At 52.2% G+C, this 14,889-nt stretch carries 15 protein-coding genes and 1 other annotated feature; all 15 genes read left to right on the forward strand.

Annotated features, from left to right (window positions below):
- Nucleotides 1-3 precede the first annotated feature (3 nt).
- The 15 genes from DI44_RS15580 to rpsG all read left to right on the forward strand — a co-directional run bounded on the left by DI44_RS15580 (nucleotide 4) and on the right by rpsG (nucleotide 14,877).
- Complete coding sequence (locus DI44_RS15580) at nucleotides 4-516, forward strand: NYN domain-containing protein (protein WP_012820478.1); 513 nt, start codon at nucleotides 4-6, stop codon at nucleotides 514-516.
- A 69-nt stretch (nucleotides 517-585) separates the two neighbouring features.
- Nucleotides 586-1,236 carry an RNA polymerase sporulation sigma factor SigH gene (gene sigH / locus DI44_RS15575; RefSeq protein ID WP_011229604.1) on the forward strand — a complete coding sequence of 217 codons (651 nt, stop codon included), beginning with the start codon at nucleotides 586-588 and terminating at the stop codon, nucleotides 1,234-1,236.
- A 92-nt stretch (nucleotides 1,237-1,328) separates the two neighbouring features.
- The gene (gene rpmG / locus DI44_RS17655; RefSeq protein WP_075261442.1) at nucleotides 1,329-1,478 is read left to right on the forward strand and encodes a 50S ribosomal protein L33; all 150 of its coding nucleotides are present in this window, start codon (nucleotides 1,329-1,331) and stop codon (nucleotides 1,476-1,478) included.
- Nucleotides 1,479-1,518: 40 nt separating this feature from the next.
- Nucleotides 1,519-1,701 carry a preprotein translocase subunit SecE gene (gene secE, locus DI44_RS15570; protein ID WP_012820481.1) on the forward strand — a complete coding sequence of 61 codons (183 nt, stop codon included), beginning with the start codon at nucleotides 1,519-1,521 and terminating at the stop codon, nucleotides 1,699-1,701.
- Nucleotides 1,702-1,813: 112 nt separating this feature from the next.
- Entirely contained in the window at nucleotides 1,814-2,347 is a 534-nt protein-coding gene (gene nusG / locus DI44_RS15565; RefSeq protein WP_012820482.1) for a transcription termination/antitermination protein NusG, read from the forward strand.
- 234 nt (nucleotides 2,348-2,581) lie between these two features.
- Nucleotides 2,582-3,007: a 50S ribosomal protein L11 gene (gene rplK, locus DI44_RS15560; protein ID WP_011229608.1), complete on the forward strand. Its 426-nt coding sequence runs from the start codon at nucleotides 2,582-2,584 to the stop codon at nucleotides 3,005-3,007.
- A 181-nt stretch (nucleotides 3,008-3,188) separates the two neighbouring features.
- Nucleotides 3,189-3,890, forward strand: coding sequence for a 50S ribosomal protein L1 (rplA, locus tag DI44_RS15555; protein WP_012820483.1), 702 nt, complete (start codon nucleotides 3,189-3,191; stop codon nucleotides 3,888-3,890).
- 47 nt (nucleotides 3,891-3,937) lie between these two features.
- Nucleotides 3,938-4,101: a sequence feature (ribosomal protein L10 leader region), on the forward strand.
- A gap of 47 nt (nucleotides 4,102-4,148) precedes the next feature.
- Complete coding sequence (rplJ, locus tag DI44_RS15550; protein ID WP_011229610.1) at nucleotides 4,149-4,649, forward strand: 50S ribosomal protein L10; 501 nt, start codon at nucleotides 4,149-4,151, stop codon at nucleotides 4,647-4,649.
- 54 nt (nucleotides 4,650-4,703) lie between these two features.
- Nucleotides 4,704-5,072, forward strand: a complete 369-nt coding sequence (gene rplL / locus DI44_RS15545) for a 50S ribosomal protein L7/L12 (RefSeq protein ID WP_012820484.1) — start codon at nucleotides 4,704-4,706, stop codon at nucleotides 5,070-5,072.
- A 112-nt stretch (nucleotides 5,073-5,184) separates the two neighbouring features.
- Nucleotides 5,185-5,787 (forward strand): class I SAM-dependent methyltransferase, encoded by a 603-nt coding sequence (locus tag DI44_RS15540; RefSeq protein ID WP_015373723.1) that lies wholly within the window; start codon nucleotides 5,185-5,187, stop codon nucleotides 5,785-5,787.
- 413 nt (nucleotides 5,788-6,200) lie between these two features.
- The gene (gene rpoB, locus DI44_RS15535) at nucleotides 6,201-9,773 is read left to right on the forward strand and encodes a DNA-directed RNA polymerase subunit beta (RefSeq protein ID WP_011229613.1); all 3,573 of its coding nucleotides are present in this window, start codon (nucleotides 6,201-6,203) and stop codon (nucleotides 9,771-9,773) included.
- A 92-nt stretch (nucleotides 9,774-9,865) separates the two neighbouring features.
- The gene (gene rpoC, locus DI44_RS15530; RefSeq protein ID WP_011229614.1) at nucleotides 9,866-13,465 is read left to right on the forward strand and encodes a DNA-directed RNA polymerase subunit beta'; all 3,600 of its coding nucleotides are present in this window, start codon (nucleotides 9,866-9,868) and stop codon (nucleotides 13,463-13,465) included.
- Nucleotides 13,466-13,599: 134 nt separating this feature from the next.
- Entirely contained in the window at nucleotides 13,600-13,848 is a 249-nt protein-coding gene (locus DI44_RS15525) for a 50S ribosomal protein L7ae-like protein (RefSeq protein ID WP_011229615.1), read from the forward strand.
- A gap of 96 nt (nucleotides 13,849-13,944) precedes the next feature.
- A complete protein-coding gene (gene rpsL / locus DI44_RS15520; protein ID WP_011229616.1) occupies nucleotides 13,945-14,367 on the forward strand; it encodes a 30S ribosomal protein S12 in 423 nt (140 codons plus the stop codon).
- A gap of 39 nt (nucleotides 14,368-14,406) precedes the next feature.
- Nucleotides 14,407-14,877 carry a 30S ribosomal protein S7 gene (rpsG, locus tag DI44_RS15515; protein ID WP_011229617.1) on the forward strand — a complete coding sequence of 157 codons (471 nt, stop codon included), beginning with the start codon at nucleotides 14,407-14,409 and terminating at the stop codon, nucleotides 14,875-14,877.
- Nucleotides 14,878-14,889: the final 12 nt, after the last annotated feature.

Consider the following 14,889-nt stretch of genomic DNA (forward strand, 5'->3'; position numbering starts at 1 on the left):
CGAATGAACATTTTGATTGTCGACGGCTATAACATCATCGGTGCTTGGCCGGAGCTGCGCCGGCTGAAAGAAGAGGGCGATCTGGCAGCGGCAAGGGATTTATTGATTGAAAAAATGGCTGACTACAAAGGATTCACCGGGGACCATGTCGTGATCGTATTCGATGCCCACCTCGTGCAAGGAAACGAGAAAAAGTATAAACATTACGACGTCGATGTCATTTTTACAAAGGAACATGAGACGGCCGATGAGCGAATTGAACGGTTGGCGAAAACATTGATGAATGCGCGCACAAAAGTGTATGTCGCTACCTCCGACTACACCGAACAATGGACGGTGTTCGGCCAAGGCGCCCTGCGCAAGTCGGCGCGCGAGCTATTGGATGAAGTCGAGACGGTTGAGCGGGACATTTCCCAAAAAGTAAAAGCGATGCGGCAGCGCACTCCGATCTCCAAAGTTCCGCTAAATGATAGAATTGCTGAAATTTTTGAAAAATGGCGAAGAGGAGAAAAATGAGCGGTTGACGCTGTAAAAATTTGTCCTGTATAATACATGTTAGCGATTGATGCGGTCGGGGGGATCAGCGTGGGGGAATGCTTGAAAGCAATGAAAGGGAAAGGTTATCATCAGCTGGACGATGAGCAGCTTGTTGCGCTCGTTCACGAAGGGGATGGGGAAGCACTTGATTTTTTAATCCATAAATATCAAAACTTTGTGCGCGCCAAAGCTCGCTCCTATTTTTTAGTCGGAGCTGATCGGGAAGATATCGTGCAGGAAGGAATGATCGGTCTGTATAAGGCCGTCCGTGATTTTAAGGGGGACAAGCTTTCCTCATTTAAAGCGTTTGCAGAACTTTGCATCACAAGGCAAATGATTACCGCGATTAAAACGGCGACCCGCCAAAAGCATATTCCGCTCAACTCTTACGTTTCCTTGGATAAGCCGATTTATGACGATGAATCTGACCGGACGCTGATGGATGTGTTGTCCGGCACGCAGGTGACGGACCCGGAACAATTGATTGTCAACCGCGAGGAAGTCGATGATATTGAACTAAAGATGGCGGAACTGCTCAGCGACCTCGAGCGGAAAGTGCTCGCTTTGTATTTGGATGGACGCTCATACCAGGAAATTTCCGAAGAGCTGAACCGCCATGTCAAGTCGATCGACAACGCGTTGCAACGCGTCAAGCGGAAGCTCGAGAAATATTTGGAATACCGCGAGATCAGTTTATAGCATCGCAACGCCGCATCAAAAGATGTCATTGACAGCGAAACAGCCAATATGATAAATTTTTATGGACATCTCGCAGGAACGGTGGAATGCTGATGCGCCAAAAAGTGACGCTGGCTTGCGTGCAGTGCGGAAGCCGAAACTATACGGCAGCAAAACAGATACGTCGCCTTGGTGAGCGCCTTATGGCCAACAAGTTTTGCTCAACATGCAACAAACATACAATCCATCGTGAAACGAAATAGACGGTGGAGATAGTTTTGAACGATGATGGAGGTACGAGTGATGCAGCGAGTAATCAACTTTTTAAAAGAAGTCGTACGCGAGCTGAAAAAAGTGAGTTGGCCAAACCGGAAGGAGTTAGTGAACTACACGGCGGTCGTGTTGGCCACGGTGGCGTTTTTCACCGTCTTTTTTGCCGTTGTGGACCTCGGCATTTCTGAGTTGATTCGCCTCGTGTTTGAATAAGCGGACGAAGGATATGTTATAATGAAAGATAATCGTGCGCGTATGGAACCCGGCAACGGGTTTTTGTTTTGCGCAAAAAACAAAACGAAAACCGCCTTGGGGAGGCTTGTTGATGGAGAAAAACTGGTATGTTGTCCATACATATTCGGGATATGAAAACAAAGTGAAAGCCAATTTGGAAAAACGCGTCGAATCGATGGGAATGCAAGATAAAATTTTTCGCGTCGTCGTTCCGGAAGAGACGGAGACGGACGTCAAAAACGGAAAACGGAAAACGACGAAAAAGAAAGTGTTCCCTGGCTATGTGCTCGTTGAGATGGTCATGACGGATGACTCATGGTATGTCGTGCGCAACACGCCGGGCGTCACTGGATTTGTCGGCTCAAGCGGAGCTGGTTCGAAACCGACGCCGCTTATGGAGGAAGAAGTAAAAATGATCTTGAAGCGGATGGGCATGCCGCTTGCCGAGGTTGACGTAGACTATGAGGTAAATGAAACGGTGCGGATCAAAGAAGGTCCGTTTGCGAACTTTACAGGGAAAATTGAAGCGATTGACCCGGATAAACATAAAGTGAAGCTGCTTGTCGATATGTTTGGGCGTGAAACACGGGTGGAGCTTGAGTTTTCGCAAATAGAAAAAATCTAATGGATAAAGAACTTGCAATTGATAGGGAAAAGTGATACTATTTTAAAGTCAGTATGTCTCTTAAACGGAGACATATGGCGGTGAACTTATACACTTGTATAAGGGAGCCGTTTTGTTTTTACGCTGATCCTCTCAACTGAACGGGAGATAGGAAAACGGCTCAGTAGACCGGAGCCGGATGAGTGGGAGGGGCAATCCCTAATACCACATCACGGACTTAAGGAGGTGTGTCTCGTGGCGAAAAAAGTAATCAAGGTCGTCAAACTGCAAATTCCTGCAGGGAAAGCGAATCCGGCGCCGCCAGTAGGTCCTGCGTTGGGTCAAGCCGGTGTCAATATTATGGCGTTTTGCAAAGAGTTTAATGCCCGCACGGCGGACCAAGCAGGGTTGATCATTCCGGTTGAAATTACGGTTTTTGAAGACCGTTCATTTACATTCATCACGAAAACGCCGCCAGCCGCTGTATTGCTGAAAAAAGCGGCGGGCATTGAATCGGGCTCCGGCGAACCGAACCGCAACAAAGTGGCGACAATTAAACGCGACAAAGTACGTGAGATCGCTGAGCTGAAAATGCCGGATTTGAATGCGGCGAGCATTGAGGCGGCCATGCGCATGATCGAAGGCACGGCCCGCAGCATGGGCATTGTGATTGAAGACTAAAGCCGGTGCGTCGTTTGTAGGGGAGGTTGCGTCATTGGGCAACCTCTCTCTCCATGAACAAAAACAGCAAGACGGGCCCGATGAATGGGCATCCGTCCGCTTCTTCGTTTTCGAAAGAAGCGAAGAACGTTCAATGTGGGAGGTTTTTCCGCTAAAACCACAATCGAGGAGGATTTTTCACATGCCGAAAAGAGGAAAGAAATACTTAGAAGCATTGAAGCTCGTCGACCGCTCCAAAGCATACCCGATTGCTGAAGCAATCGAGCTCGTGAAAAAAACGAACATCGCGAAATTCGATGCCACGGTGGAAGTGGCGTTCCGTTTGGGCGTCGACCCGAAAAAAGCGGACCAACAAATTCGCGGCGCCGTCGTCCTGCCGCACGGCACAGGGAAAGTGGCGCGCGTGTTGGTGTTCGCGAAAGGGGAAAAAGCGAAAGAAGCAGAAGCGGCTGGCGCTGACTATGTCGGCGATACAGAATATATCAACAAAATCCAGCAAGGTTGGTTTGACTTTGATGTCGTTGTTGCTACGCCGGACATGATGGGTGAAGTCGGGAAACTCGGCCGCATTTTAGGGCCGAAAGGGTTGATGCCAAACCCGAAAACCGGAACAGTCACGTTTGACGTAGCAAAAGCGGTGCAGGAAATCAAGGCTGGTAAAGTGGAATACCGCGTCGACAAAGCGGGCAACATCCACGTTCCGATCGGCAAAGTGTCGTTTGACAACGAGAAATTGGCTGAAAACTTCGCGGCCGTCTATGAAGCAATTTTGAAAGCCAAACCGGCGGCGGCAAAAGGGACGTACGTGAAAAACGTCACGATTACATCGACAATGGGCCCTGGCATCAAGGTTGACCCGTCCACGGTTGCTGTTGCACAATAACCGTTGACTTTTGTTTGTCCGTCTGTTAAAATGCCATTTGGCTGAACAAATGAATATCATTTGTACCGTAGACAGTAGGTGCCTGTTTGAGGCTTAATTTCCTACCGAGGTATGTGGACGATAGAACAGCGCGCCCTGCGTCGGGGACGAGCGGCGGTGCGTTGAACGACACCTCCATGTCTACGCGGCATGGAGGTTTTTTATTGAGCAGACGGTATAAGTGGTATTCTCTCATTTTCCTTACAGGAGGTGCAGGACGTGTCGAGCGCGATTGAACTGAAAAAACAAGTGGTCGCGGAAATCGCAGACAAATTCCGGGCCAGCAAGGCAACCGTCATCGTTGATTACCGCGGCTTGAACGTGGCGGAAATGACCGAGTTGCGCAAACAGCTGCGCGAGGCAGGCGTCGAGTTTAAAGTGTACAAAAACACCTTGACCCGCCGGGCGCTCGCGGAAGTCGGCTTGGAAGGACTGGATGAAGTGTTCACCGGTCCAAATGCCATCGCCTTCAGCAATGAAGATGTCGTGGCGCCGGCAAAAATTTTAAGCGAGTTTGCGAAAACGCATGAAGCATTGGAAATCAAAGGCGGCGTCATCGAAGGGAACATCGCCAGCAAAGAAGAAATCGATGCGTTGGCGAAACTCCCGTCCCGCGAAGGGTTGCTTTCGATGTTGCTTAGCGTTCTTCAAGCCCCGATCCGCAACTTTGCGCTTGCGATTAAAGCGGTGGCTGACAAGCAAGAGGAACAAGGCGCGTAATGGCGCATCGATATGTGCTTAACAATCATTCAGAAAACAAAGGAGGAAGTTGTGATGACGAAAGAACAAATCATTGAAGCAGTGAAAAATATGACCGTATTGGAATTAAACGAATTGGTGAAAGCGATCGAGGAAGAATTCGGCGTAACAGCTGCGGCTCCGGTTGTTGTCGCGGGCGGCGCAGCAGCTGGCGCTGAAGCAGCGGCAGAAAAAACGGAATTCGACGTCATTCTTGCCGACGCCGGCGCGCAAAAAATCAAAGTCATCAAAGTCGTTCGCGAAATCACTGGCCTCGGCCTGAAAGAAGCGAAAGACTTGGTCGACAACACCCCGAAGCCGATCAAAGAAGGCATTGCGAAAGAAGAAGCAGAAGAAATCAAAGCAAAACTCGAAGAAGCTGGCGCGAAAGTCGAAATCAAGTAATGGCTGCGCCATTGAAAAAAGAGGCTTGCCCGAAGCAAGGGACGGCCTCTTTTTTGTTACACTATATATACGGAAGGCAGTGCAGCCTGTCGACAAGGAGGAGGGGATGATGATGAGCGAGCATTATTACTCAGTCAATCCGACGTCGGAGCGAAACCCGCAAACGTGGACGTACGTGTTGCGGGGGCATGAATTCCGCTTTACGACCGACAGCGGAGTGTTTTCAAAGCGCGAAGTCGACTTTGGCACACGCCTGTTAATTGAAACGTTCGAGGAGCCGGGAGTGGCTGGGGATTTGTTGGATGTCGGCTGCGGATATGGGCCGATCGGGCTTGCCTTGGCCAAATCGTTTCCAAACCGGCGCGTTCACATGATTGATGTCAACGAGCGGGCGCTCGAACTGGCGCAGGAAAACAAGCAGGCAAACGGGATTGACAATGCGGTGATTTACAAAAGCGATCTTTTTTCGGAAGTCGGAGAACAGCGATTTGCAGCGGTCGTCACCAATCCGCCGATCCGGGCTGGCAAACGGGTCGTTTACGCGATTTTTGAACAAAGCCGCGATTATCTGCTCGATCATGGCGAGCTATGGGTCGTCATTCAAAAAAAGCAAGGCGCCCCATCGGCCTTGCAAAAGCTGAACGAATGCTTTCCTGCTGTAGAAGTCGTCGCGAAGAAAAAAGGATATTATATCATAAAGGCGAAAAAATGTTGACACCGTTTTTTTATTGTGGTAGCATTATAAAATGCTAAATATGCACATTTCCCGTGCAGAGGGGATGACGTATAATTTTGGACGTAATGGAAACAATGATAAAATCAATAAACAACGAACCATATGGTTTTCTATTGGAATAGAAACCATTTTCTTTTTTTCTCCATTCAACTCAACGCCTGGTTTCCTCGCGCCGGGAGCGTGTTAAATCCCCTAAATGAAACGGCGGTGCACGCAACGAAGCCGTTTCCGCCCGGATGGCGGGGGCCGGCCGCATGCATGCCTAGTGCTTTGCCCCGGAATGACGGAGCGGCCAGTCCGCCTTGAAGGCATTGATTGCTGAGCAGAGCGGATGATGGAGCTGTTCCGGTTCCGGTTTTCACTAATGTCTACATTTGAGGGGTGAATCACTCTTGACAGGCCGACTAGTTCAATACGGGCGACACCGCCAACGCAGAAGCTATGCACGCATCAGCGAAGTGCTGGAATTGCCGAACTTGATCGAAATTCAAACGTCCTCCTACCAATGGTTTCTCGATGAAGGGCTGCGGGAAATGTTTAGGGAAATTTCCCCGATTGAAGACTTTTCCGGCAATCTCTCGCTTGAATTTATCGACTATAGTTTAGGAGAACCGAAATATACGGTCGAAGAGGCGAAAGAACGCGACGTTACATATGCGGCGCCGCTTCGCGTCAAAGTTCGCTTGATTAATAAAGAAACGGGCGAAGTGAAAGAACAAGACGTGTTTATGGGCGATTTTCCGCTCATGACGGAAACCGGAACGTTTATTATCAATGGGGCGGAACGCGTCATTGTTTCCCAGCTCGTCCGTTCGCCAAGCGTCTATTACAGCGACAAAGTTGATAAAAACGGCAAACGCGGCTACTCGGCGACAGTGATTCCGAACCGCGGCGCATGGCTTGAATATGAAACCGATGCGAAAGACGTCGTTTACGTTCGCATCGACCGCACCCGTAAACTGCCCGTTACGGTGCTTCTCCGTGCGCTTGGGTTCAGCTCCGACCAAGAAATCATCGATCTGCTCGGCGACAACGAATACTTGCGCAATACGCTTGAAAAAGATAATACCGACAGCACGGAAAAAGCGTTGATTGAAATTTACGAGCGTCTTCGTCCGGGAGAGCCGCCGACGCTTGAGAATGCGAAAAATTTGCTGGCGTCGCGCTTTTTTGATCCGAAGCGCTATGACTTGGCGAGCGTAGGCCGTTATAAAATCAATAAAAAACTTCATATTAAAAACCGCCTGTTCAATCAGCGGCTCGCGGAAACGATCATTGATCCCGAAACCAAGGAAGTCATCGCCGAAGCTGGAGCGATGATCGACCGCCGAACGCTGAATCGCCTGCTCCCGTATTTGGAAAAAGGGGTCGGCTTACAGACATACCGCCCGGCCGAAGGGGTGGTGGACGGGGACATTTCGGTGCAAACGATCAAAATTTATGCCCCGAATGACCCGGATGGCGAAAAAGTGATCAACGTCATCGGCAACGGCTTCATCGCCGAGGATGTCAAACATATTACACCGGCTGACATCATTGCGTCGATCAGCTATTTCTTCAACTTGCTCCACGGCGTCGGCGATACGGATGACATCGACCATTTAGGCAACCGCCGCCTCCGTTCGGTCGGCGAACTATTGCAAAACCAATTCCGCATCGGCCTGTCGCGCATGGAGCGCGTCGTGCGCGAGCGCATGTCGATCCAAGATACGAACACGATTACGCCGCAGCAGCTGATCAACATCCGCCCAGTGATCGCGGCGATCAAAGAGTTTTTCGGCAGCTCGCAGCTGTCACAGTTCATGGATCAAACGAACCCATTGGCCGAACTGACGCACAAGCGGCGTCTGTCCGCGCTTGGCCCTGGCGGATTGACACGTGAGCGCGCTGGGTTTGAGGTGCGCGACGTTCACTATTCGCACTACGGGCGGATGTGTCCGATTGAAACGCCGGAAGGTCCGAACATCGGACTCATCAACTCGCTGTCCACTTACGCGAAAGTGAACAAGTTCGGCTTTATTGAAACGCCATACCGGCGCGTCGATCCGGAAACAGGGCGGGTGACGGACCAAATCGATTATTTGACAGCCGATGAAGAGGACAATTACGTTGTAGCGCAGGCGAACGTACCGCTTGCGGAGGACGGCACGTTCCTTGAAGAAAACGTTGTCGCCCGTTTCCGCGGCGAGAACATCGTCGTCAAGCGCGATCGCGTCGACTACATGGACGTTTCGCCGAAGCAAGTCGTCTCGGCAGCGACGGCGTGCATCCCATTTTTGGAAAATGACGACTCGAACCGCGCGCTGATGGGAGCGAACATGCAGCGGCAAGCCGTGCCGCTGTTGGAACCCGAAGCGCCGATCGTTGGCACGGGGATGGAGTATGTTTCGGCGAAAGACTCGGGCGCAGCGGTCATTTGCAAGCACCGCGGCATCGTCGAGCGCGTCGAAGCAAAGGAAATTTGGGTGCGTCGGCTGATTGAAGTGGACGGCAAAGAAGTCAAGGGTGATCTAGATAAATATCGGTTGCTGAAATTCGTTCGTTCGAACCAAGGCACGTGCTACAACCAGCGGCCGATCGTGAAAAAAGGCGATATCGTTGAGAAGGGCGAAATTTTGGCCGATGGCCCGTCGATGGATAAGGGCGAATTGGCGCTTGGCCGCAATGTGCTTGTCGCTTTTATGACATGGGACGGTTACAACTACGAAGACGCGATCATCATGAGCGAACGGCTCGTCAAAGAAGACGTGTATACATCAATTCATATTGAAGAGTATGAAGCCGAATCGCGCGATACGAAACTCGGTCCGGAAGAAATTACGCGCGACATTCCAAACGTCGGCGAGGATGCGCTGAAAAACTTGGATGAACGCGGCATCGTCCGCATCGGCGCAGAAGTCAAAGACGGCGACTTGCTCGTCGGCAAAGTGACGCCAAAAGGAATGACCGAGTTGACGGCGGAAGAGCGGCTTTTGCACGCGATCTTCGGCGAAAAAGCGCGCGAGGTGCGTGATACGTCGTTGCGCGTCCCGCACGGCGGCGGCGGCATCGTCCTTGACGTGAAAGTGTTCAACCGCGAAGACGGCGACGAGCTTCCGCCGGGTGTCAATCAACTAGTGCGCGTCTATATTGTGCAAAAGCGGAAAATTTCCGAGGGCGACAAAATGGCAGGCCGCCACGGAAACAAAGGGGTTATTTCCCGCATTTTGCCGGAGGAAGATATGCCCTTCTTGCCGGATGGCACGCCGATTGACATCATGTTAAACCCACTCGGCGTTCCGTCGCGGATGAACATCGGGCAAGTATTTGAGCTGCACCTTGGCATGGCGGCGAAAAAACTCGGCCTGCACATCGCCTCCCCGGTCTTTGACGGGGCGACGGAGGAAGACGTTTGGAACATCCTCGAAGAGGCAGGTCTAGCGCGCGATGCAAAAACGGTGCTGTATGACGGACGGACGGGTGAACCGTTTGATAACCGCGTGTCGGTTGGGATCATGTACATGATCAAGCTCGCCCACATGGTCGACGACAAGCTTCATGCCCGTTCCACCGGCCCGTACTCACTCGTCACTCAACAGCCGCTCGGCGGCAAGGCGCAGTTCGGCGGCCAGCGCTTTGGTGAGATGGAAGTATGGGCGCTTGAGGCGTATGGGGCGGCATACACGCTGCAAGAAATTTTGACCGTCAAGTCCGACGATGTCGTCGGCCGTGTCAAAACGTACGAGGCGATCGTCAAAGGAGAAAACATTCCGGAGCCGGGTGTGCCGGAGTCGTTTAAAGTGTTGATCAAAGAGCTGCAAAGCTTGGGCATGGACGTCACGATTTTGACGAGCGATGAACAAGAAGTGAACATGGAAAACTTTGATGATGATGATGACCATGCACCGGATGCCATCATGGTGGACGTCAAACCGGCCGAACGGGAAGAAGCCGGCGAAGAGAAAGATGCGGTGACGAAAGAATAAACCGGCCATAACGGCCAGGCGGGGAGCTGTTCCCCGCCATTGGCCGCTTGAGCGAACGGAAAACCGACGGATCAAAAAGGGAGGTATACCCCTTGCTAGATGTCAATAAGTTTGAGTACATGAAAATTGGGCTCGCTTCCCCGGAGAAAATTCGTTCTTGGTCGTATGGCGAAGTCAAAAAGCCGGAGACAATCAACTATCGGACGTTAAAGCCGGAAAAAGACGGCTTGTTTTGCGAGCGCATTTTCGGTCCGACGAAAGACTGGGAATGCCATTGCGGCAAATATAAACGCGTTCGCTACAAAGGCGTCGTCTGCGACCGCTGCGGCGTCGAAGTGACGCGCTCGAAAGTCCGCCGCGAACGGATGGGCCATATTGAGCTCGCCGCCCCGGTTTCGCACATCTGGTATTTCAAAGGCATCCCGAGCCGGATGGGATTGGTTCTTGACATGTCGCCGCGGGCGCTCGAAGAGGTCATTTATTTTGCATCCTATGTCGTCACCGACCCGGGTGATACGCCGCTTGAGAAAAAGCAGCTGTTGTCGGAAAAGGAATACCGCGCCTATCGCGAGAAGTACGGTCAATCGTTCCAAGCGTCGATGGGGGCGGAGGCGATCAAAAAGCTGCTCCAAGACATTGATTTGGATAAAGAGGTGGCCGCGCTGAAAGAAGAGCTGAAAACGGCGCAAGGGCAACGGCGCGCCCGCATCATTAAGCGGCTTGAAGTGCTTGAAGCGTTCCGCAGTTCAGGGAACGATCCGGCATGGATGGTGCTTGATGTACTGCCGGTCATTCCGCCGGAGTTGCGCCCGATGGTTCAGCTTGACGGCGGGCGGTTTGCAACATCGGATTTGAACGATTTGTACCGCCGCGTCATCAACCGCAACAACCGGCTGAAACGGCTGCTTGATCTCGGTGCGCCGAACATTATCGTCCAAAATGAGAAGCGGATGCTGCAAGAGGCGGTTGATGCTTTGATCGATAACGGCCGCCGCGGCCGTCCGGTGACCGGTCCGGGGAACCGTCCGTTAAAATCGCTTTCTCATATGCTGAAAGGGAAGCAAGGCCGCTTTCGGCAAAACTTGCTCGGCAAGCGCGTGGACTATTCCGGCCGTTCCGTCATCGTCGTCGGCCCGAACTTGAAAATGTATCAATGCGGCTTGCCGAAAGAAATGGCGCTAGAGTTGTTCAAGCCGTTTGTTATGAAGGAGCTTGTCGAGCGGGGCTTGGCGCACAACATTAAAAGCGCGAAACGGAAAATCGAGCGCGTCCATCCGGAAGTATGGGATGTGCTGGAAGATGTCATTAAAGAACATCCGGTGCTGTTAAACCGCGCCCCGACGCTGCACCGTCTCGGCATTCAGGCGTTTGAACCAACGCTTGTGGAAGGGCGGGCGATCCGTCTTCATCCGCTTGTTTGCACGGCGTACAACGCTGACTTTGACGGCGACCAAATGGCGGTGCACGTGCCGCTGTCAGCTGAGGCGCAAGCCGAAGCGCGCTTGTTGATGTTGGCGGCGCAAAACATTTTGAACCCGAAAGATGGGAAGCCGGTCGTGACACCATCACAAGACATGGTGTTGGGCAACTACTACTTGACGATGGAGCGCGAGGGAGCCATCGGCGAAGGCATGGTGTTCAAAGACACGGACGAGGCGCTGCTTGCTTACCATAACGGCTACGTCCATCTCCATTCGCGCATTGCCATTCATGCCGGTTCGCTGAAAAACGAAACGTTTACCGAAGAGCAAAACAACAAGTTGCTCTTAACGACCGTCGGCAAGCTCATTTTCAACGAAATTTTGCCGAATTCGTTCCCGTACATCAACGAGCCGACGACGGAAAACATTGAAGGGCGGACGCCGGACAAGTACTTCCTTGACAAAGGGGTCAACGTGCGCGAAGAAATTCGCAAGCGCGAACTCGTGCCGCCGTTTAAGAAAAAAGTGCTCGGGCAAATTATCGCTGAAGTGTTCAAACGGTTCAAAATCACCGAAACATCGAAGATGCTCGACCGCATGAAAGACCTTGGCTTCCAATATTCGACGAAGGCCGGCATCACGATCGGCGTGGCCGATATCGTCGTCCTGCCGGAAAAACAAGAAATTTTGGATGAAGCGCAAGCGAAAGTCGATACGGTTTTGAAGCAGTTCCGCCGCGGGTTGATTACCGACGAAGAGCGGTACGAGCGCGTCATCTCCATCTGGAGCGCGGCGAAAGACAAAATTCAAGACCGGTTGATGAAGTCGCTTGATAAACGCAACCCGATCTTTATGATGAGCGATTCCGGAGCGCGCGGGAACGCGTCGAACTTTACGCAGCTTGCGGGGATGCGCGGTTTGATGGCCAACCCGGCCGGCCGGATCATTGAGCTGCCGATCAAGTCGTCGTTCCGCGAAGGCTTGACGGTGTTGGAATACTTTATCTCGACGCACGGCGCGCGAAAAGGATTGGCGGATACGGCGCTCAAAACGGCCGACTCAGGCTATCTCACGCGCCGCCTTGTCGACGTGGCCCAAGACGTCATCGTCCGCGAAGAAGATTGCGGCACCGACCGCGGCATTTTGGCGCGGGCGCTGACGGATGGCACGGAAGTTGTCGTCAAGCTTGAAGAGCGGCTTGTCGGCCGCTATGCGCACAAAACGGTGCGCCATCCGGAAACGGGCGAAGTGATCGTCCGCAAAGACGAGATGATCACCGAAGATATCGCCAATGAGATCATGAAAGCCGGCATTACGGAAGTATGGATTCGCTCCGTATTCGCCTGCAACACGCGCCATGGCGTCTGCAAAAAATGTTACGGCCGCAACATGGCGACCGGCATGGACGTCGAAGTTGGCGAAGCCGTCGGCATTATCGCCGCTCAGTCGATCGGCGAGCCGGGCACGCAGCTGACAATGCGGACGTTCCATACAGGCGGCGTCGCCGGCGACGATATCACTCAAGGTTTGCCGCGGGTGCAAGAGCTGTTTGAAGCGCGCAACCCGAAAGGGCAAGCGGTCATTTCGGAAATTGACGGCACGGTCATCTCGATTAACAAAACGCGTGACAACCAATATGAAGTTGTCGTGCAAGGTGAGGTTGAAACGCGGACATATGTAGCGCCGTACAACGCGCGGCTGAAAGTCGAAGAAGGTCAGCGCGTCGAACGCGGCCAAGAGCTGACAGAAGGCTCGGTCGACCCGAAACAGTTGTTGCGCGTGCGCGATATTACATCCGTTCAAGAGTACTTGCTTCGTGAAGTGCAAAAAGTGTACCGGATGCAAGGGGTGGAAATCAGCGATAAGCATATCGAGGTCATGGTGCGGCAAATGCTGCGCAAAGTGCGCGTCATCGATGCCGGCGACACCGATGTGCTGCCGGGCACGCTGTTGGATGTCCACCAGTTTACGGATGTCAACGCCAAAGCTCTTCGCGAAGGGAAACGGCCGGCGACGGCCCGCCAGGTGTTGCTCGGCATCACGAAAGCGTCGCTTGAGACGGATTCGTTCTTGTCGGCTGCTTCGTTCCAAGAAACGACGCGCGTCTTGACGGATGCGGCCATCAAAGGAAAACGTGATGAACTGCTTGGCTTGAAGGAAAACGTCATTATCGGCAAACTCGTCCCGGCTGGAACCGGTATGGCCCGCTACCGGAAAGTGAAGCCGGCCGTCAAAAAGGAAACGGCTAGCGACACGGTGTCGTCCAAATAACGCGAGCCAAGCGGCCGGCTAAGGCGCTCCTTGGCCGGCCATCATCTAATGAAAAATCCAGTTGACAATCGACAAAGAAAATGGTAGTCTAATAAAGGTGTTCCAACAACCTGGTACTTTGGAGGATATGTTACATGTCTTATGAAAAAGTATTACAGGCTGGAAAAATTGTCATTGGAACCAAACAAACGATAAGGGCTTTAAAGGAAGGGAAAGCAGCGGAAGTGATCGTGGCGGAGGATGCCGACTTGCCGATCATCGAAAAAGTGACCGCCGCCGCCAATGAGGCAAACGTGCCGGTCACAAAAGTCGATTCGATGAAAAAGCTTGGCAAGGCGTGCAAAATCCAAGTCGGTGCGGCCGCGGTGGCGATCCTTCGGTAACGTTTTGCCTTTCTCCCCTAAAACCTTTATTTGCATAAACGATGAACCACCTGGATATGTGGGCTTAAACGATGCATGCGAAAGGAGGATCTTTTCATGCCTACAATCAACCAATTGGTCCGCAAAGGACGCGAGAAAAAAGTCGTTAAATCGAAATCCCCTGCGTTGAACAAAGGGTATAACAGCTTCAAAAAAGAGCAAACGAATGTGTCGTCTCCGCAAAAACGCGGCGTTTGCACGCGTGTCGGCACGATGACGCCGAAAAAACCGAACTCGGCGTTGCGGAAATACGCCCGTGTCCGCTTGACAAATGGGATTGAAGTTACGGCGTACATTCCGGGGATCGGCCATAACTTGCAAGAACACAGCGTTGTGCTCATCCGCGGCGGACGTGTCAAAGACTTGCCGGGGGTACGCTACCATATCATCCGTGGGGCGCTGGATGCTGCAGGCGTAGCGAACCGGATGCAAGGTCGTTCGAAATACGGCGCGAAAAAACCAAAAGCAGCGAAAAAATAATGAAATGAAGAGAATGTTTTCCTGAAGGGAGGAAACACTATGCCACGTAGAGGCCCTGTTGCTAAACGTGACGTACTGCCAGATCCAATTTACAATTCGAAGCTTGTTACCCGTTTGATCAATAAAATTATGATCGACGGCAAAAAATCAAAAGCGCAAAAAATTCTTTACACCGCGTTTGATATTATCCGTGAGCGCACGGGTAAAGATCCAATGGAAGTGTTTGAGCAAGCGTTGAAAAACGTTATGCCGGTGTTGGAAGTGCGCGCTCGCCGCGTTGGTGGGGCGAACTACCAAGTTCCGGTCGAGGTTCGTCCGGACCGCCGCGTTTCTCTCGGTTTGCGCTGGCTCGTGCAATATGCACGTCTTCGCAACGAAAAAACGATGGAAGAGCGCTTGGCAAATGAAATTATGGACGCTGCCAACAACACGGGTGCAGCGGTGAAAAAACGCGAAGATACACATAAAATGGCTGAAGCGAACCGCGCGTTTGCCCATTACCGCTGGTAAGGAGCGTCGCCT

Source organism: Geobacillus sp. CAMR5420, from assembly GCF_000691465.1.
GTDB lineage: Bacteria > Bacillota > Bacilli > Bacillales > Anoxybacillaceae > Geobacillus > Geobacillus thermoleovorans.